Consider the following 18,282-nt stretch of genomic DNA (forward strand, 5'->3'; position numbering starts at 1 on the left):
TTGGTTTTGGTCCTTGCTTTAAGGTTTGTTCGGATCGAAGTGCTTTTTCAGGCCTGCCCAGGCATCGTCGTAACCGCTTTGCAGTGTGGCCGACGACATGGCGGCATCGGTGGGCCGAATGATGCGCCGGGTTTCAAACATGAAGGCCATGGTGTCACGAATATAGTCTGGCTGGCTCAGATCGGCGACCGATGCTTTTTCAAAGGTTTGTGCGTCGGGCCCATGCGGCGTCATGCAATTGTGCAAACTGGAACCGCCCGGCGAAAACCCGTCTGCCTTGGCATCGTACACCCCCTGGATCAAACCCATGAACTCGCCGGCGATGTTGCGGTGGAACCAGGGTGGGCGGAAGGTGTCTTGCATGGCCAGGATGCGCGGCGGGAAAATGGCGAAATCGAGGTTTGCCGCACCCGGGGTATCGGATGGTGAAGTCAGAACCGTGAAGATGCAAGGGTCCGGGTGGTCGTAGCTGATGGAGCCTATGGTATTGAAGCGGCGCAGGTCATATTTGTATGGCGCGTTGGTGCCTTGCCAGGCCACGACATCCAGCGGCGAGTGAGACAGCATGGTGCGCCACATGCCGCCCGTGAATTTGGCAATCAGCTCGAATTCGCCTTCAATGTCTTCATACCAGGCGACGGGTATCTGAAAGTCGCGTGCATTGGCCAGACCGTTCGAACCGATGGGCCCCAGCTCGGGCAGCCGCAAGGCGGCACCGTAGTTTTCCAGCATGTAGCCGCGTGCCGTTCCATCAGGCAGCTCTGCGCGAAACCGTACACCCCGCGGAATAACGGCTATTTCGCAAGGCTCCAGGTCAATCAGGCCAAGTTCCGTGGCCAGGCGCAGGCGGCCTTCCTGGGGCACGATGAGCATTTCGCCGTCGGCGTTATAGAAGACACGGTTTTGCATGGACTGGTTGGCGACATACAAATTGATGCTGACGCCGCTTAGGTCATCACTGTGACCGTTGCCGGCCCATGTGTGCATGCCGTCGATGAAGTCGGTGGCGGCCTCGGGCATGGGCAGCGGGTTCCAGCGCAGGCGATTGGGGCTGACGGGCCCTTGTCCGAACTGGCTGGACCAGCCCTTTGCGCCCTGATAGGGCTCAAAGGCCTTTTGCACGGCGGCCGGGCGTATACGGTATAGCCACGAGCGGCGATTTTCGGCGCGTGGCACGGTGAAGGCGGTACCGGAAAGCTGTTCGGCATACAGGCCATACGGGCAGACCTGTGGCGAGTTGCGCCCGACGGGCAGGGCGCCGGGCAGCGCTTCGGTGGCGCAGCTGTTGCCAAAGCCCGATTGGTAGGTGAGCGTGGTCATGTTGCGGATTTCCTGAAGTAGTTAGGGCTCGACGGTGGCGCGAGCCTGGGAAAAGGCCTGGCTTACGACTTCGAGATCGCCAATATGATTCGACAGCAGCAGTACCAGCGCTGCATTCATGGCGTGGCTCTGCTCAAGACTGAGGTCGCGATGCGCCTCGATCAGACGTTCGTAAAAGTCGTCGGGTGACGGGAATTGTGATTGGGTGTTCAAGTGACTCATGGTGTCTCCTGGCCGCAGGCGCGTCGCAGGGCGGCTGCAATGCGTGTTGCATCGGGTTTGCGCCAGCGGGCGGCGATATGCTGGTCGGGCCGGATGAGGTAGCAGGCGCCCTCGAGCGCGTCATAGCGGCGCGCAAGCGTCATTTGGTGGTCTTGTACCCAGGCGGTATTGGCCGGTGCCCTGAGCGCCAGTCCGGGCGCAAGCACGAGTATCACCTTGAGCCGGGGTTCCTTTTCCTGCAACCGCGCCAGGTCTTGCAGCACGCTGTCGTCGGGCAGCTTGTCGTTGCAGAACACGGCCGCAGTGAACTCGTTGGCAAGCCGGCCCAGCCACCAGTCTTTTTGTCCGTCTACTGTAACGGGGCCGTCCGGAGCGACCGAACCGGGCAGCAGGTCTGTGGTGAAAGCATCGCTGTCTGCGGTGTTCAGGCTGGATCCGACGTAGGCAGTGGGGGTCGACAGGCGCCCGCTATTGACCAGCTTGCGGGCGAAATCGTGATGCTTGGCCAGCTTCAGGACCGTGTTGCGGAACAACAGGCTCATCTCGCTTTTGGGTGTGATGAAATCAGTGGAGCGCGACGAGTTCAGAATGTTTTCGTCTGCGGCCAGTTCGCGTTCGACTGCGTAGCTGTCGAGCAGCGCTTCGGGCGCGCTCCCTTGAGCCACCAGGGCCAGCTTCCAGCCCAGGTTGTCTATGTCCTGAACACCGCTGTTGGCGCCGCGTGCACCGAAAGGCGATACCCGATGCGCCGCATCGCCGGCAAAGAGTATGCGTTGATGCCGGAATTGGTCCATGCGTTCGCAGGCAAAGGTATAGATGCTGACCCATTCGAGTTCGAACTCTGCCTTGGGACCCAGCAGTGCACGTATGCGCGGTATGACATTTTCGGGTTTGACCTCTTCGACCGGATCGGCATCCCAGCCCAGCTGAAAGTCTATGCGCCATACGTTGTCGGGCTGGCTGTGCAACAGAACCGATAGTCCCGGATGAAACGGCGGATCGAACCAGAACCAGCGCTCTGTGGGATAGTCGGCCTGCATGCGCACGTCGGCAATAAGGAAGCGGTCGCGAAAGCTGCGCCCGTGACTTTCCTGGCCCAGCATTTTTCGCAGGGGTGAACGGGCGCCGTCGCAAGCGACCAGCCAGTCGGCCGTGAGCGTATAAGAGCCGTTCGGGGACTCGACCGTGACGTTTACGCCGTTGGGCAGTGACTCGATAGCGGCGGCCTTGTGTTTCCAGCGCAGCTCAATATCGGGGTGGCCGGCCACCTGCTCGTACAGGAAGCCTTCGCAATAATATTGCTGCAGATTGATGAAGGCCGGCCGCCTGTGACCCTGTTCGGGCAGCAGGTCGAAGCGCCAGACTTCTTCATCCTGAAAGTAAACCCGCCCGACGTTCCAGGAAATGCCCTTTTTGACCATGCGTTCGCCTATGCCCAGCCTGTCCCAGATATCCAGGGTACGCTTGGCGAAGCAGATGGCGCGCGATCCGGTGGACAGGCGGTAATCGTCGTCGATGATCAGGACCTTCAGGCCACGCTGCGCCAGGTCCAGCGCCATGGACAGGCCCACGGGCCCGGCGCCGACGACCAGAACAGGGTGATGCTTGTGGCTTTGCTCTGCCGGCTGATGGTCGAACTCCAGAGCTTGATAATTGATGTCTCCCACACCTGTGCTCCTTGTTTGTTCTGACCTTAGCCTTCGAGCTGCTTCCACATTTCGATGTCGCGTTCGGCGGTCCAGATACGGGGATCGTCGTAGCCCGTGGCTTCATCGTAGGCCCGCGATACATCGAACGGCATGCAATGATCGAAAATCACCCAGTCGGCATAGCGCGGCTTCATGAAATCATAGGTTTCGCGATAGATGGTTTTCAGGTCTTTGCCATCGGCCACACCGTTGTTCACGCAGGTGTACAGGTCTGTCAGGAAGGCGCGAGTACCGGCCAGGCCTTTGCGCACTTCATTGGCGGATTTCAAGGCCGGCCCGCGGCCGGGCACCATTTTTTCGGCGTCGAATTCGGCCAGGGTGTCCAGCGTGTGCGGCCATTCGCGGAAGTAGCAGTCACCGGCATAGGGGGTGGACTGATACTCGACCAGGTCGCCTGCAAAGAGAATGCGTTGTTCAGGCAGCCAGGCAATGGTGTCGCCTTTGGTGTGGCCGCGGCCGACCTGAAGGATCTGTACCTCGAGATTGCCCAGGTTGACCGTCATTTCGCCATCAAAGGTGATGGTGGGCCAGGTCAGGCCGGGTGGTACTGATTCGACGTTGCGGAACAGTCGGGGAAAGCGGCCGATTTCGCTGGCCTTGTCTTCTTCGCCGCGTTCGACTATCAGGTCGTAAGTGTCGCGGCTGGCGATGATTTCCTGGGCGTTATAGGCTGAGGCGCCCAGAACCCGAACGGCGTGATAGTGCGACAGCAGGATGTATTTGATGGGTTTGTCGGTGACTTCCCTGACGCGCCGGATAACGTCTTGTGCCATGACCGGGGTGGCCTGGGTATCGATGACCATGACGGCGTCGTCGCCGATGATGATGCCGGTGTTGGGATCGCCTTCGGCCGTATAGGCATAGGCGTTATCTGACAGCTTCTCGAATGAAACGACCTTGTCTTCCAGGTCGGCGTGTGATGCGAATTGTTTGCTCATCAGGGTGTGTCTCCGGTTGGTCTTTCAAACATAGATCAAATATAGAAGATAATTCGTCTATATGCAATGTATTTGATATAAACGAATATCAACTAGCGGCGTTGGCATTTCGGGCAAAAGTAAGTGGCGCGCTGGCCCTGGACGATGCGTCTTATGGGCGTACTGCATATCGAGCAGGGTTTGCCGGATTTTTCATACACCGACGAGTGCAGGGCAAAATAAGCGCCGGGCTCGCCGGTGGCATTGACATAGTCGCGCAATGTGCTGCCGCCCGATTCCAGGGCGTGGCCCAGAGTGGTCAGGATGGCTTGCACCAGCGTATGGCAGCGCGCCCGGGACAGGCTGCCTGCCGCAGTTTTTGGATTGATGCGGGCCAGAAACAAGGCTTCCGATGCATAGATGTTGCCCACTCCAACCACGATGTCACCTGCCAGCAGTGCCTGTTTGATGGCTTGTGACTTGCCGCGCAGACGCTGGTACAGATAGTCAGCTGTGAATAGCGGGTCGAAGGGCTCGATACCCAGTTTGGCCAGCAGTGGATGATCGGCAACCGGACCTGCGGCGGCATCGTGCCACAGGACGGCACCGAACCGGCGTGGATCGTGCAGCAGGAAGCGTGCGTCGTCGAACAGCCACTCGGCATGATCGTGTTTGCGTCGTTCCTCGGACATCGGTGCGCGTCGCAAGGAACCCGACATGCCCAGGTGGACGATCTGCGTGCCGTGTCTGAAATTGATCAGCAGGTATTTGCCACGACGCTCGCAGGACAGCACGGTGTGTCCGCTGATGGTTGCGGGCAGCTCAGCCGGTATGGGCCAGCGCATACGAGGCTCGTAAACAACGAAGCGTTCAAGCACCTTGCCGGTCATAATCGTCGCAATTCCGCGACGTGTGGTCTCGACTTCTGGTAGTTCGGGCATAAGGGGGTGATAACATCCTAGATCTGATTATGTAATTTTGCCACCTGACGCTGCACGTAGGCGCAGCGGCGCTGGTTCTCCTGAATGAAATTCTCCATTCCTTTGCTGCTTGCGGTGTTTGCTTCGGTTTGCGCAGCCTGGTCCTCCCCTTCAATGGCGGCCAAGGACGATAACGGGCGAGAACAGGCCGAACAAATCCGCTTGAGGGCGGGCGAACTGCCGGCGGTCAAGCTTACCGCCGATATTCTGTACCGATTGGTGGCTGCCGAGTTATCGGCTACTCGTGGTGGCTACGATATGGCCAGCCAGACCTTGCTCGAACTGGCGCGTGAAACCTCCGATCCGCGTCTGGCCAAGCGGGCCTTCCAGTTTTCCATGGTCGCGCGCGACTTGTCGCGGGCGCTGGCTTCTGCGCGGCTATGGGCGATGCTCTCTCCTCAGGATCCGGAAGCGGTTGCATCGTCGCTCGCCTTGTCTGCCTCGAATGGCCAGACAGCCGGGCTGGCCGCGGCGCTGAACGCCCGCATAGAAAAGGCCGACAACAAAGAGCAGGCAATCGCACAGGCCTCGGCCATCGTCAACAAGATGTCCGACAAGCGTCTGGCGCTCGAGGTCATGGAGCAGGCCCTGCCCGCGGCACAACGCAAGCTGCCGGTGGCGCACCTGGCCTTGTCCGATGCTGCCTGGGCCGCCATGGATGCGGGGCGTGCGCTGAGCGAGGCCCAGCAGGCGCAGCGTCTGGATCCCGAGTCTGAAGATGCCGCCCAGCGCGTGCTTGAGTATGGCCTCAAGGTTGATCCCGAGGCAGCCATTAGCCAGACCCGAGCGTATCTGGCCAAAAATCCCGAGCGTCGGCGCTTGCAGATGATGCTGATCAACCGGCTGGTCGAGCGGCGCGAATACGATGCTGCGCTGGAGCAGGTTGCAGCCATGCGCCGCTACGCTCCGGAAGATTTTGATCTGATTTACTCCGAGGCCGAGGTTAATATTCGTGCCGGCAATTACGACAAGGCACAAGTGCTGCTGTACGACTATATCAACGTGCAGACTCAGCGCAGGCAGTCCATCAACGACAAGGCCAGTAGTGCCGTGGCCGATGCCTCTGACGCGCGCCTGTTGCTGGTGCAGATAGCAGAAAAGCAGAACAGGCTGGACGACGCGATCAAGCAGCTGGATCTGATAGACGATAGCTCACTGCGTTTTCAGGCGCAGATACACAAGGCTGTCCTGCAGGCGCGTCAGGGAGACCTGGTCAAGGCCAAGGCGACTATCGATTCCCTGAAGCCCCAGGATGTGCACGAGCGTACGGTGTCAGCCCTGACGATGGCATCCATTTATCGTGAGGCCGGTCGCACGGATACCGCTGTCGAGATACTGGAAAGGGCTGACAAAAACATCCCCGACTCAGCCGAGATCAAGTACGACCTGGCCATGCTGCAGGAACGTCAGGGCAACATCGAGGGATTCGAGACCCTGATGAAACGGGTGATAGAAATCGACCCTGAAAATGCCAATGCCTACAATGCACTGGGCTATACCTATGCCGATCAGGATCGCTTGCTGGACGAAGCTGAAGACTTGCTGGAACGTGCCCTCGATCTGGATCCTGACAATCCGTATATCCTGGATAGTGTTGGCTGGTATCTGTTCCGGGTTGGCGATAATGAAGCGGCCGTAGAGTATCTGCAGCGCTCCTATCGACAACTGCCGTCGGCCGACGTGGCCGCCCACCTTGGCGAAGTGCTGTGGGTCAGCGAGCGTCAGGATGAAGCCAGGAAAGTCTGGAAAGAGGGGGTGGGACTTGATCCCCAGAATGAAACGCTGCTCAAGACCCTGAAAAGATTAGGAGTGACCCTGAAATGACGGGTATGTGGCTGAAACGCTGTCGCCTGTGGTGGTGCGCAGCCTTTGTCGGGTTCCTGCTGACAGCCTGTGCCACGCCGCAGCGCATAGGTGGCGTCAATGCAGATACCTTTGAGCGCACCGGACGGTTTGCGCTGAATGTCCTGTATATCGATGGCAAGCGAGACGCGGTTCAGGGCGGGTTTGCCTGGCAAGACGACGGCAACAATCTCAGGCTCGATCTGGCCAATCCGCTGGGCAGCACCTTGGCGCGTGTCGATGTGTCGCCTGGCCAGGCCGTGCTGACGCACAGTGATGGCCACCAAGAGCGGGCGCGGCATGCAGATGATCTGGTCGAACTGGTGCTGGGCAGCCCCATGCCGGTGGCGGGCTTGCGGGATTGGCTGCAAGGCGAAACGGGTCGTGATCAGACCGATGGCCTGCAGAGGAATGAATCCGGTCAGATCACCGAGTTCAGCCAGAATGGCTGGCGTGTGCGGCTTTCGCGTTACGACAGCCACGGTCCGCGCCTGCTGCAGTTGAATCGCAAAGACAGCAATCGCGACATCAGTCTGAGGCTGGTTGTCGACGGCGACTGACGCAGCCTTTGATACAAAGGAAAGCATAAGTGGCTTTGTACGATGTGCCCGCGCCGGCCAAAATCAATCTTTTTCTGCACGTTACCGGTCGACGAGCCGACGGCTACCACACGCTGGAAACTGTCTTCAGATTCATTGACCTGTGTGACAGCCTGAGTTTTGACTTGCGTCGTGACGGGCAAATCGAACGTGATGAAGATGCCGGGTTGCCCGGACTGGCGCCGCAGGATGATCTGGTACTGCGCGCCGCGCACGCTCTTCAGAAAGCGACCGGCACCAGGCAGGGTGTCCAGATACGCTACGAGAAGCACATTCCTGCCGGAGGAGGGCTGGGTGGAGGATCCAGTGATGCCGCCACGACGCTGATTGCGCTGAACCGGCTCTGGCAGACTGGCTTAAGCCGCGATGAGCTGATGGCTCTGGCACGACCGCTGGGCGCCGACGTGCCGGTCTTTATCTTCGGCCGCCCGGCATTTGCCCGGGGCATAGGCGACGTCCTTGAGCCGGTGGAATTGCCCGAGCGGTCCTATCTTGTTGTGCATCCGCCGCAGCATGTGCCAACTGCAGCTGTTTTTTCCGCCCCTGATTTGACAAGAAATACAGAATCAGTCAGAATAACGGTCTTTGCTGATTGGCAAAAAATCAATGCACCAAAGAACGGCCTTATTGAAGGTGGTTTATTTGGAAGCAACGATCTTGAGCCAGTTGTTTTTGCGAAGTACCCTAAGGTTGAGCAGGCTGCCAAGTGGCTGTACGATCGAGGGTTCAGCGCAAGAATGAGCGGGTCGGGCGCTTGTATTTTTGTTGAGTTTGTAACTTTGCAACAGGCCCGGATGTCGCAGCAGCAAATTATTAGTAAAATATCTGGTGTACACGGTAATGCGTTTATTCAAGAAAGCTGGGCTTGTCCGGGCTTGATTGATCATCCGCTTCTGCACTGGGTAAGCAGTTAAATTGGGGAATCGCCAAGCTGGTTAAGGCACTGGATTTTGATTCCAGCATGCGAAGGTTCGAATCCTTCTTCCCCAGCCACTTCTTTTCAAGCCGCAAGGCTTGTGCAGTTAACGTAAAGCTGTTGAGTCGGCCCCTAACGGCGGTGCTGGTCAACAGCTTTGTTGTTTAACGCTACGCATACTATCTCCGCCATGGCAAACGACAGATTCATGATTTTTACCGGCACGGCTAACACTCGTTTAGCGGTCGATGTTGCAAATCACTTAGACATGTCGCTTGGGAAAATGACCGTTGGCCGTTTCTCCGACGGCGAAGTCATGGTGGAAATCAACGAGAACGTGCGCGGCAAAGATGTTTTCGTCCTGCAGCCAACCTGTGCACCCACGAACGATAATCTCATGGAAATCATGGTGATGGTCGATGCGTTGCGCCGTGCCTCGGCAGGGAAAATCACCGCCGCCATTCCGTATTTTGGCTACGCCCGCCAGGATCGACGCCCACGCTCCGCCCGTGTGTCCATATCGGCCAAGGTCGTTGCCAACATGCTGCAGGTAGTGGGTGTTGATCGCGTCATGACCATGGACCTGCATGCCGATCAAATCCAGGGCTTCTTTGATATCCCTGTCGATAACATCTATGCAGGCCCGATTTTGCTGGGCGATATCTGGCGTCGCAACTATCAGAACCTGGTCGTGGTGTCACCCGACATCGGTGGTGTGGTGCGGGCCCGTGCGCTGGCCAAACAACTTGAAGCCGACCTGGCCATCATCGACAAGCGTCGACCGCGTGCCAATGTGTCGGAAGTCATGAATATCATCGGCGAAGTCGATGGCCGTACCTGCATCATCATGGATGACATGGTCGATACGGCCGGTACGCTTTGCAAGGCTGCGCAAGCGCTCAAGGAACGCGGCGCAACCACGGTTTATGCCTATTGCACCCATCCGGTATTGTCGGGTGGCGCGGTGCAACGCATTATGGAATCAGAGCTCGACGAGCTGGTCGTGACTGATACGATTCCCTTGTCGGAATCCGCACGTGACTGCAAGAAGATTCGTCAGCTTTCTTGCGCTTCGCTGTTGGGCGAAACCATGCTGCGAATTTCGAACGCCGAATCGGTCAGTTCCCTTTTCGTCGATTAGTACACTCGTTGCCTGCTGGTCGCGGCAGGCAACAGTCGTTCGCGGCGCAATATCGCGCCGCGTTTACCAACTGGGTCTGCGCCGTCTTTACAGACTGTGCAGACTTAAATGCAACTGGAGTTCTTCATGAAATTCAACGCCACTTCGCGTAGCGATAAGGGTACGAGTGCGAGCCGCCGCCTGCGCCACGCTGGCCGTGTTCCCGCCATCGTTTACGGCGGCAAAGCCGATCCCCTGAGCATCGAGCTTGACCACAACGAAATTTTCCATGCCCTGCGCAAGGAAGCCTTCCACGCATCCATTCTCGACATGGAACTGGACGGCAAGAGCCAGCAAGTATTGCTGCGCGCCGTTCAATGGCACCCCTACAAGCAGCAGGTCCTGCACGTTGACTTCCAGCGCGTTGACGCCAAGCAGACCATCACCACCAAGGTGCCCCTGCACTACGTCAACGGTGAAGCTTCGCCCGCAGTCAAGATCCATGGCCAGATCATCAGCCACGTCATGACCGAACTCGAAGTGACCTGCCTGCCTGCAGACCTGCCCCAAGCCATTGAGGTTGACCTCAGCGAGCTGGAAGGCGGTGCCAACATCTACCTGTCCAACATCACTCTGCCCGCAGGCGTGGTGCACACCGTACACGGCGCTGAAGGCGACCTGGTACTGGCAGCTGCCCTGGCCAAGCGTGGCGGTGACACCGCTGAAGAAGCCGGTGACGATGCCGAAGGCACTCAGGAAGCCGCTGAATAAGGGCTTATCCCATCAGCCTTCCAGCCCCTGCCTGGCTTTATGCCGGCGGGGGTTTTTCTTGTGTAGACTCTGCTCATGACTCTTCCTATACGCCTGATCATCGGCCTGGGTAACCCCGGCCCTGAATACGAGACTACCCGCCACAATGCCGGTTTCTGGCTCGCAGACCATTTGGCTGACGACCTGAAGACGTCCTTCAGCATGGAAAAGGGCTTTTCGGCATGGGTGGCCAAGGGCCGTCACGACGGCGAGGCAGTCATCCTTGCCAAGCCCGCCACGTTCATGAATCGCTCGGGTCAGGCTGCAGGGGCTTTGCTGCGCTTTTACAAGCTGGTTCCCGAGCAGGTGCTGGTTCTGCACGACGAACTCGACCTTATGCCTGGTCAGGTCAAGCTCAAGCAAGGCGGCGGACATGCCGGCCATAACGGTCTGAAGGACATACAGAGTGCGTTTTCGAATCCGGGGTTCTGGCGTCTGCGCCTGGGCATAGGGCATCCGCGCACATTGGGACTGGCCCAGCAGGTTGCCGCGTTTGTCCTGAACCCTCCGCGTCGGGAAGAATTAACGCAGATAGAAGGTGTGATAGATCGTTGCCGGGCCATCTTTCCAGCGCTGTTGCGCGGCGAATTCACACAAGCCACGAACCAGCTGCACGAGGCCAATCGTGGCTGACGGCCGCCCGGCGGATATGCGGTTTCGTGATGAGCTGCGTGATTTCTTCCGCTTTATAGTGCGCCCCCGTCTGGGGCCGCGCCTGCCTGGCCGTCATGCCACCCGTGGATGGTGGGAAGACTGGTTCCCTGCATTGTCGGTAGGGCGGCTGCTGAAGTGGGCTTTGTTTCTCTGGAGCATAAATCTGGTGTTCCTCGGGCCAATTGCCGTGGCGGCCGCGACGGCAGGGGGCGCTACGCACAGGCTGAATATTCACGATATACCCTGGATGGCCGCACTCCTGTGGGCACCGATAGTGGAAGAGCTGCTGTTCCGCTACAGCATGCGTCGGCCAGGTGGCTTGTGGTGGCTGGTGCCGGCAGCGGTAGCCGCCCTGCTGATGGGGCCGGGATGGAGTGGCGCCTTGCTGGTTGCCGCTATTTTGCTGATTTGCTGGCTGCCCCACCTGGTGGGTCCGTCGTGTGCCAGCCGGCCATTGCCGTGGCGCTATCGCCTGGCGTTTCGCCGTGCCTTCCCCTGGGTTTTCCACGCGGCTTCGTTATTGTTTGCGGCTGTGCATTTGTATAACTTCCAGCTGCACAACACGCCGTGGTGGTTGTTGCCGCTGCTGGTGCTGCCCCAATGGCTGACGGGTCTGGTCCTGGGCTGGCTGCGGGTCAAGCGAGGCATAGGTGCGTCCATGCTGCTGCACGGCATCTTCAACGGCGGGCCGCTGGTGGTGGTCTGGATGTTGATGCAGTGGGCGCCCGACATGGTCAATGCCTTGTAGCGGGCGCTGGCGTCATCATCGCCTACAATACGTTTACTTTCGATTTCATCTTTAAATTTCAGGATTCTCATGGCTTTGCAATGTGGCATTGTTGGTTTACCCAACGTCGGAAAATCAACCCTTTTCAATGCGTTGACCAAGGCGGGTATCGCAGCAGAAAATTACCCCTTTTGCACCATAGAGCCCAACGTTGGGGTCGTCGAGGTGCCCGACGAGCGCCTGAATGCGCTGGCTGACATCGTCAAGCCCGAACGCGTGTTGCCGGCTGTGGTCGAATTCGTCGATATCGCAGGCCTGGTCGCGGGTGCGTCCAAGGGCGAGGGTCTGGGCAACCAGTTCCTGGCCAATATCCGTGAAACCGACGCCATCGTGCATGTTGTGCGCTGCTTTGAAGACGAGAACGTGGTTCACGTTGCCGGCCGCATTGATCCCATTTCCGATATTGAAGTCATCAATACCGAACTGGCCCTGGCCGACCTGGCGTCAGCCGAAAAAGCCCTGCAGCGCAACCAGAAAACGGCCCGGGCGGGTGACAAGGAAGCCATCAAAATGGTGGCGCTGCTGGAAAAAATCATTCCTGTGCTGAACGAGGCCCGCCCGATACGCTCCATGGGTCTGGATGAAGACGACCTGGCACTGATCAAGTCGTTCTGCTTCATCACCGCCAAGCGTTGCATGTATGTGGCCAACGTCAAGGAAGACGGTTTCGAGAACAACGAATATCTGGCTGCGGTTCAGGAGTATGCCAAAGCCGAAAACGCGCCCGTCGTGGCTGTATGCGCGGCTGTCGAAGCTGAAATTGCCGAGCTCGATGACGAAGACAAGACCGAGTTCCTGGCCGATATGGGCATGACCGAACCCGGCCTTAACCGTGTGATTCGCGCCGCCTACACTCTGTTGGGCCTGCAGACTTATTTCACTGCCGGCGTAAAGGAAGTGCGCGCCTGGACCATACTGATAGGCGATACCGCTCCCCGTGCGGCCGGCGTCATTCACACCGACTTCGAACGCGGCTTCATCCGTGCGCAAACCATAGCCTACGATGATTTCGTCGCCTGCAAGGGCGAGCAGGGCGCCAAGGAAGCCGGCAAGATGCGCGCCGAGGGCAAGGAATATGTGGTGAAGGACGGAGACGTCTTGAATTTCTTGTTCAACGTGTGATCCGGCTATCGACCGCAATACGCACTAACGTCCGCCGGCAGCAGCCGGTGTGGCCAGGCTGTATCCCTGCCTGGGCAGCGTGATCGATATGAGGGCGGCAATCAGCAGCAGCACGCCGGCGCTGCCGAATGCCACCCAGTGGGTGCCGAAGGTTTCATAGCCCCATCCGCCCAGCCAGGAACTGATGGTGCCGCCTATCTGGTGGCCCAGGTAGGCCCAGCCGTAAAGTACACCCACCAGGCGCACGCCATAGACGTCGGCCAGTATGGCCGATGACAATGCCACGCTGCCGGCCCACACTATGCCGCCTATGGTGGCGGCCAGGTACAGCTCCCATTGCGTACCCACCATGACCAGGGCAAAGAATCCCAGGCCGCGTATCAGGTAGATGGCGGTCAGTATGTTCTTGCGCGGGATGATATCTGACAGGCGCCCAAGCACCAGGGTGCTGAAGATGGCGGAAAAGCCTATCAGCCCGATGCCGAATGCGCCGGTCATGTGGTCGAAACCGTGGTCCACCAGCATGGGTACGCCGTGGGCACCCAGCAGGTTCATGCTGTAGCCACAGGCGAACAGACCGTACGCGACTTTCCAGAACGGAACCGAATGGAAGGCATCATGCGCCTTGATGTTGGCATAGGCCGGCGCGCCTGGCATTGCGCGTGCCGACCGTCCTGATGCCTGGTCGGTGTCGTCCGGAAGGACGTCGGTTTGAGGCGGGGCTTCGTCACGAATGACCAGGAATGCAAGCGGCAAGGTGACCAGCGTCAGAAATATGGCAAAGCCCAGCAAGGTTGTGCGCCACCCCATGGTGTCGATCAGGAAGCTCAGTACGGGTGTCAGGATGGCGATGCCTGCCATGGCGCCGGTGGACAGGAAGAACAGGGCCATGCCGCGCCGGCGCGTAAACCAGGCACTTAGCACGGGAGTCAGGGTGACCGGGCTGACAAAAGCCAGGCCTATTGATAGCAGGACGCCGAACGACAGCATGAAACTGATGGGGCCGGTTGCAACGGTGGCCCATGCTGATGACAGCAATACGAAGATCATGCCCAGCAGAAGTACGAAACGTGTGCTGCGCGCGGCAACCAGGTGCCCGGCCACCGGCATGGCCAGGCCGTAGAACAGCATGCCCACCGCCACGATGGTGGCCAACATGCTGCGACTGAAGTCGAGGTCGTCTGCGATGGGCAGAAAGAAGGGGCCTATGCTCATGCGCAGCCCAACCGTCAACATGGTCAGGAACGCGGCGCCGGCAACGATATTCCAGCCAAAATACCAACTGCCCATGCGATTTTGTGCCACTTCAACTGTCTCCGGTCGTATGCTTGCTTTTGAACCCTGATTCTACTTGAGTACCAAAGTCTTGTAGCGTGCGTACAGTTCCCGGGTAATGGCTTGTCTGGGGTTGTTGCGCTTTTCGATCAGGCCGATATCGCGAGTGGGCGCGCCCAGTTCGGCGGGCAGTGGCAGCACCCTGAGACCATCGAGCTCGGCATCCTGCAGGGAATGCAACAGCGGCAGCAGGGCTACTCCCACTTCGCGCCTTATCAGGCCCAGCAGCTGCTCCAGCGTGTTGAGTTCCAGAAAGTCCTCGGTTACCACGGCCATTTGCTGAAGCACGCGGTCTATCTGGTGGCCCGTGTGCTGGCTGCGGTCGAAGCGCAAGTAGGGGTGTTTGGCCAGAATGGCATAGGGGTCGTTGTCGGTAAGGGATGCATGCGTGACCAGGCAGATCGGTTCCTGATACAGCATGGTCCAGTGTGTGCCAGGGTGACGTCTGCCCGTTCCCACCACAAATGCGGCGTCAATCTCGCCATGCACCACCTTGTGCGTCAGTTCGCTGGACTTGCCCGATATCAGGCGGATGCCCAGCTGTTTGTGTTCTTTCTTCAGCTGTGACACGACTTTAGCCAGTATGCCCATGCTGGATACGATGGCGCCTACGGTCAGCTGCCCGATGAACTGGCCGGCCGGTGGCTTGGGCTGACGTAGTCGGTCGTAGTGCTCAAGCAGGGCCGTGATCTCGGGCAGCAACTCCTGGCCCGCTGTATTGAGCACCGCCAGACGACCACTGCGATCAAACAGAGCACGGCCAAACTCCTCTTCCAGCGAGCGCATTTGCAGGCTGACGGCGGCCTGGGTCAGGCCGACGGCTTCGGCTGCTTCGGAAAATGACCCCAGTCGTGCGATGGCCAGGAAGGTGCGCATGTAGCGGATATTACTCATAAGAAATTCTTGTGAGTTGATTAATAATCTAAATTGATTTAATGAAAGAATGATAGTAGCTTATGTGCTTTGATACTGCTTCTGTTCCTGGTGTTTACAAATGAAAAACTTCGACTGGGCCAACCCCTATCCTTCAATCCGCACGCCGTTGTTTGCACGCAATGTGGTGTCCACTTCGCATCCGCTGGCAGCGCAGGCCGGCTTGCGCATCATGCTCAAGGGCGGTAACGCAGTTGATGCGGCCATTGCTGCGGCGGCAACGATCACCCTGGTCGAGCCGGTGTCTTGCGGCCTGGGCGGCGATTGCTTTGCCATATTGTGGGACGGGCAAAAGCTGCACGGCCTAAACTCTTCCGGCCCGGCACCCGCTGCCTGGAATGTCGAGTATTTCAAACGCAAATACGGCACCGATGGCGCCGGCCTGGCAAAGCAGCCCAAGCGGGGCTGGGATACCGTTACGGTGCCGGGCGTGGTGGCCGGCTGGGCGGCATTGCATGAAAAGTTCGGCAAGCTGCCATTTGAAGATTTGTTTGAGCCTGCCCTTGAGGTTGCCGAGCGTGGCTATACCGTGCCGCCGGTTGTGGCGGGAAAATGGGCGCGTGCAGCCGAAGAACTGAAAGATCAGCCCGGCTATGCTGCTGCCTTTATGCCCAATGGTCGTGCGCCGACTACCGGCGAGCAGTTCCGCCTTGCAGGTGCTGCCGAAACACTCAGGCGTATCGCCCAGACCCGGGGGCGCGACATGTACGAAGGCGAGCTTGCTGAAAAGATCATTGCTTTCAGTCGGGAATGTGGCGGCGCCATGACGCTGGAAGACCTGCGCAACTACCGGCCCGAGTGGGTAGAGCCCATTGCAAAAGACTACCACGGGTACACGCTGCACGAGATTCCGCCCAATGGGCAGGGGATAGCGGCACTGATCGCGCTGGGTATTGCCGAGCGCTTTGATCTGCACAACATACCGGTCGACTCGGTACGTTCGCAGCACATACAAATAGAAGCCATGAAGCTGGCATTTGCCGATATCTACCGCTATGTATCGGATCCGTCCAGCATGCAGGTAACGCCCGGGCAGATGCTTGATGACAACTACCTGGACAGCCGCGCCAAGCTGATACGGCTCGACCGGGCGGTGCAGCACGAGGCGGGGCGCCCCCACGCGGGAGGCACCATTTACCTGTCGGCGGCCGACGAAAGCGGCATGATGATTTCCTTCATTCAGTCCAATTACATGGGTTTCGGTTCCGGTGTGGTGGTGCCCGATACAGGCATCAGTCTGCAGAACCGTGGCGTGGGCTTCAGCATGGATCCGGCGTCACCCAATGTGGTCCAGGGTGGAAAGCGTCCCTTCCATACCATCATTCCCGGTTTCGTTACCCGTCAGGGCAAGCCCGTGATGAGCTTTGGCGTGATGGGTGGCGACATGCAGCCGCAAGGACACCTGCAGACGCTGGTGCGTATGGTCGACTACGACCAGCAGCCGCAGGCAGCCTGCTGCGCACCGCGCTGGAAGGTCAATCGAGACTTCACACTCGATCTTGAGCACACCATGCCGGCTGCGGTCGCCGAAGGCCTGACTGCGTTGGGCCACAAGCTGCAGTCGGTGAATGATCCCTATATGGACTTTGGTGCCGGCCAGTTTATCTGGCGGCTCTCGGAAGACAACAACGAGCACGGCTATGTGGCGGCCAGCGATGCGCGGCGCGACGGGCAGGCGGTTGGATACTAAATAGTTGGGGTCGACTCGGGGTTTTCCCGGCATTCAGGCCTAAAATAGTCCACAATGATTATTTATGCCTTAATGTTCCGGAGCCCCTGATTCATGAGCCGTGTCGTCCTTTTTGAAAATATCCATCCCAGCGCCAAAGAAGTCTTTGTCAATGCAGGCATGGACGAAGTCATCACCCATGCCGCATCGTTGCCTCCCGGCGAACTGCAGGAAGCCCTGAGCGGTGCCCATTTTGTGGGCATACGTTCACGCACACATCTTGACGCCGCTTTGTTGTCCAACGCCCCCGACCTTCGGGCCGTAGGTTGTTTTTGTATAGGCACCAATCAGGTTGACCTGGACGCAGCCATGTTGCATGGCATACCGGTCTTCAATGCTCCCTTTTCCAATACCCGGTCGGTTGCCGAACTGGTCCTGGGTGAAGCCATTTTGCTGCTGCGGCGCATTCCTGAAAAGAATGCGCGTGTGCATCAAGGGCACTGGGATAAAACGGCTACCGGCGCCTTCGAGGCGCGTGGCAAGACGCTGGGCATCATAGGCTACGGCAATATTGGTTCCCAGGTAGGAACCCTGGCCGAAGCGGCCGGTATGCGTGTCATCTTTCACGATGTAGAAGCCAAGCTGCCGCTGGGCAATGCCCGTGCCACTACCTCGCTGAAAAAATTGCTGGCTCAGGCCGATGTTGTCACCCTGCACGTGCCGGGCGGGAAAAGTACCGCCAATATCATTAATGCGGCTGCCCTGGCTGCAATGAAACCCGGTGCCATACTTATCAATGCCTCGCGCGGTACGGTGGTCGATATTGACGCCCTGCACGCTGCCTTGCAGTCGGGCCATTTGTCGGGTGCGGCGCTTGATGTATTCCCTTCCGAGCCCAAGAGCACCGATGAACCGTTGAACAGCCCTCTTATAGGTATGCACAACGTCATTCTGACGCCTCATATCGGCGGCAGCACCCAGGAATCGCAGGAAAATATCGGCCGCGAGGTTGCTGAAAAGCTGGTTCGCTTCGGGCTGAGCGGTACCACCAAGGGGGCAGTCAATTTCCCCGAGATTGCCTATCAGGAAGCCCTGGGCGCCGCCCGCATTCTGCATGTGCATCGCAACCTGCCGGGCGCCATGGGTACGCTCAGCAACATGATGGCCGAGCACGGCCTGAATATTGTCAGTCAGCAGTTGCAGACGCGTGGGCAGATCGGCTATGTAATTTCCGATGTCGAGGGCAAGGTCGATGACACCGTTATGTCGGTATTGCGATCCCACCCCATTACCGTACGCTGCGACTTGGTGTAGCATCATCGTGTCTTGAACCAGATGCCCTGCATA

General features: G+C 58.6%; 17 protein-coding genes and 1 tRNA gene. 11 read left to right on the forward strand and 7 right to left on the reverse strand.

The features are described 5' to 3' along the window. Nucleotides 1–18: 18 nt before the first annotated feature. From hmgA to mutM, 5 genes are all read right to left on the reverse strand, one after another. Nucleotides 19–1,320: a homogentisate 1,2-dioxygenase gene (gene hmgA, locus LKR43_RS00440; RefSeq protein ID WP_227681843.1), complete on the reverse strand. Its 1,302-nt coding sequence runs from the start codon at nucleotides 1,318–1,320 to the stop codon at nucleotides 19–21. Between the two features lie 21 nt (nucleotides 1,321–1,341). Further along, nucleotides 1,342–1,542 carry a DUF2783 domain-containing protein gene (locus tag LKR43_RS00445; protein ID WP_227681845.1) on the reverse strand — a complete coding sequence of 67 codons (201 nt, stop codon included), beginning with the start codon at nucleotides 1,540–1,542 and terminating at the stop codon, nucleotides 1,342–1,344. After that, entirely contained in the window at nucleotides 1,539–3,209 is a 1,671-nt protein-coding gene (locus tag LKR43_RS00450; RefSeq protein ID WP_227681847.1) for an FAD-dependent oxidoreductase, read from the reverse strand. The genes LKR43_RS00445 and LKR43_RS00450 overlap by 4 nt, the downstream gene beginning before the upstream one ends. A gap of 26 nt (nucleotides 3,210–3,235) precedes the next feature. Continuing rightward, the gene (locus tag LKR43_RS00455; RefSeq protein ID WP_227681848.1) at nucleotides 3,236–4,189 is read right to left on the reverse strand and encodes an MBL fold metallo-hydrolase; all 954 of its coding nucleotides are present in this window, start codon (nucleotides 4,187–4,189) and stop codon (nucleotides 3,236–3,238) included. Between the two features lie 92 nt (nucleotides 4,190–4,281). Then, nucleotides 4,282–5,109, reverse strand: coding sequence for a bifunctional DNA-formamidopyrimidine glycosylase/DNA-(apurinic or apyrimidinic site) lyase (gene mutM, locus LKR43_RS00460; RefSeq protein ID WP_227681851.1), 828 nt, complete (start codon nucleotides 5,107–5,109; stop codon nucleotides 4,282–4,284). A gap of 84 nt (nucleotides 5,110–5,193) precedes the next feature. Here mutM and LKR43_RS00465 point away from each other — a divergent pair, with 84 nt between their 5' ends. From LKR43_RS00465 to ychF, 9 genes are all read left to right on the forward strand, one after another. Further along, nucleotides 5,194–6,972 carry a tetratricopeptide repeat protein gene (locus LKR43_RS00465; RefSeq protein ID WP_227681853.1) on the forward strand — a complete coding sequence of 593 codons (1,779 nt, stop codon included), beginning with the start codon at nucleotides 5,194–5,196 and terminating at the stop codon, nucleotides 6,970–6,972. After that, nucleotides 6,969–7,550 carry a lipoprotein insertase outer membrane protein LolB gene (lolB, locus tag LKR43_RS00470; protein ID WP_227681855.1) on the forward strand — a complete coding sequence of 194 codons (582 nt, stop codon included), beginning with the start codon at nucleotides 6,969–6,971 and terminating at the stop codon, nucleotides 7,548–7,550. The genes LKR43_RS00465 and lolB overlap by 4 nt, the downstream gene beginning before the upstream one ends. A 29-nt stretch (nucleotides 7,551–7,579) precedes the next feature. Next, on the forward strand, nucleotides 7,580–8,503 hold the full coding sequence (gene ispE / locus LKR43_RS00475; RefSeq protein ID WP_227681857.1) for a 4-(cytidine 5'-diphospho)-2-C-methyl-D-erythritol kinase: 924 nt from the start codon (nucleotides 7,580–7,582) through the stop codon (nucleotides 8,501–8,503). A 2-nt stretch (nucleotides 8,504–8,505) separates the two neighbouring features. After that, nucleotides 8,506–8,582: transfer RNA gene (locus LKR43_RS00480), tRNA-Gln, on the forward strand. 113 nt (nucleotides 8,583–8,695) lie between these two features. Next, nucleotides 8,696–9,646 (forward strand): ribose-phosphate pyrophosphokinase, encoded by a 951-nt coding sequence (locus LKR43_RS00485; RefSeq protein WP_227681859.1) that lies wholly within the window; start codon nucleotides 8,696–8,698, stop codon nucleotides 9,644–9,646. A gap of 126 nt (nucleotides 9,647–9,772) precedes the next feature. Beyond that, nucleotides 9,773–10,396 carry a 50S ribosomal protein L25/general stress protein Ctc gene (locus LKR43_RS00490; RefSeq protein WP_227681861.1) on the forward strand — a complete coding sequence of 208 codons (624 nt, stop codon included), beginning with the start codon at nucleotides 9,773–9,775 and terminating at the stop codon, nucleotides 10,394–10,396. Between the two features lie 75 nt (nucleotides 10,397–10,471). After that, nucleotides 10,472–11,068 (forward strand): aminoacyl-tRNA hydrolase, encoded by a 597-nt coding sequence (gene pth, locus LKR43_RS00495; RefSeq protein WP_227681863.1) that lies wholly within the window; start codon nucleotides 10,472–10,474, stop codon nucleotides 11,066–11,068. A 16-nt stretch (nucleotides 11,069–11,084) separates the two neighbouring features. Further along, entirely contained in the window at nucleotides 11,085–11,837 is a 753-nt protein-coding gene (locus tag LKR43_RS00500) for a type II CAAX prenyl endopeptidase Rce1 family protein (RefSeq protein WP_227682285.1), read from the forward strand. A gap of 69 nt (nucleotides 11,838–11,906) precedes the next feature. Continuing rightward, on the forward strand, nucleotides 11,907–12,998 hold the full coding sequence (ychF, locus tag LKR43_RS00505; RefSeq protein ID WP_227681864.1) for a redox-regulated ATPase YchF: 1,092 nt from the start codon (nucleotides 11,907–11,909) through the stop codon (nucleotides 12,996–12,998). Between the two features lie 24 nt (nucleotides 12,999–13,022). On the opposite strand, the gene LKR43_RS00510 is transcribed toward ychF, so the two are convergent. Together LKR43_RS00510 and LKR43_RS00515 are read right to left on the reverse strand one after the other, a co-directional pair. Then, on the reverse strand, nucleotides 13,023–14,303 hold the full coding sequence (locus LKR43_RS00510) for an MFS transporter (protein ID WP_370632042.1): 1,281 nt from the start codon (nucleotides 14,301–14,303) through the stop codon (nucleotides 13,023–13,025). Nucleotides 14,304–14,345: 42 nt separating this feature from the next. After that, nucleotides 14,346–15,227, reverse strand: a complete 882-nt coding sequence (locus LKR43_RS00515; protein ID WP_227681867.1) for a LysR family transcriptional regulator — start codon at nucleotides 15,225–15,227, stop codon at nucleotides 14,346–14,348. A gap of 100 nt (nucleotides 15,228–15,327) precedes the next feature. Between LKR43_RS00515 and LKR43_RS00520 the strand changes: the two genes are divergently transcribed. Both LKR43_RS00520 and serA read left to right on the forward strand, forming a co-directional pair. Then, complete coding sequence (locus tag LKR43_RS00520; protein WP_227681869.1) at nucleotides 15,328–16,956, forward strand: gamma-glutamyltransferase family protein; 1,629 nt, start codon at nucleotides 15,328–15,330, stop codon at nucleotides 16,954–16,956. Between the two features lie 93 nt (nucleotides 16,957–17,049). Further along, entirely contained in the window at nucleotides 17,050–18,249 is a 1,200-nt protein-coding gene (gene serA / locus LKR43_RS00525) for a phosphoglycerate dehydrogenase (protein WP_227681871.1), read from the forward strand. Nucleotides 18,250–18,282 lie beyond the last annotated feature (33 nt).

The organism is Pusillimonas sp. MFBS29, from assembly GCF_020687695.1.
GTDB lineage: Bacteria > Pseudomonadota > Gammaproteobacteria > Burkholderiales > Burkholderiaceae_B > Pusillimonas_C.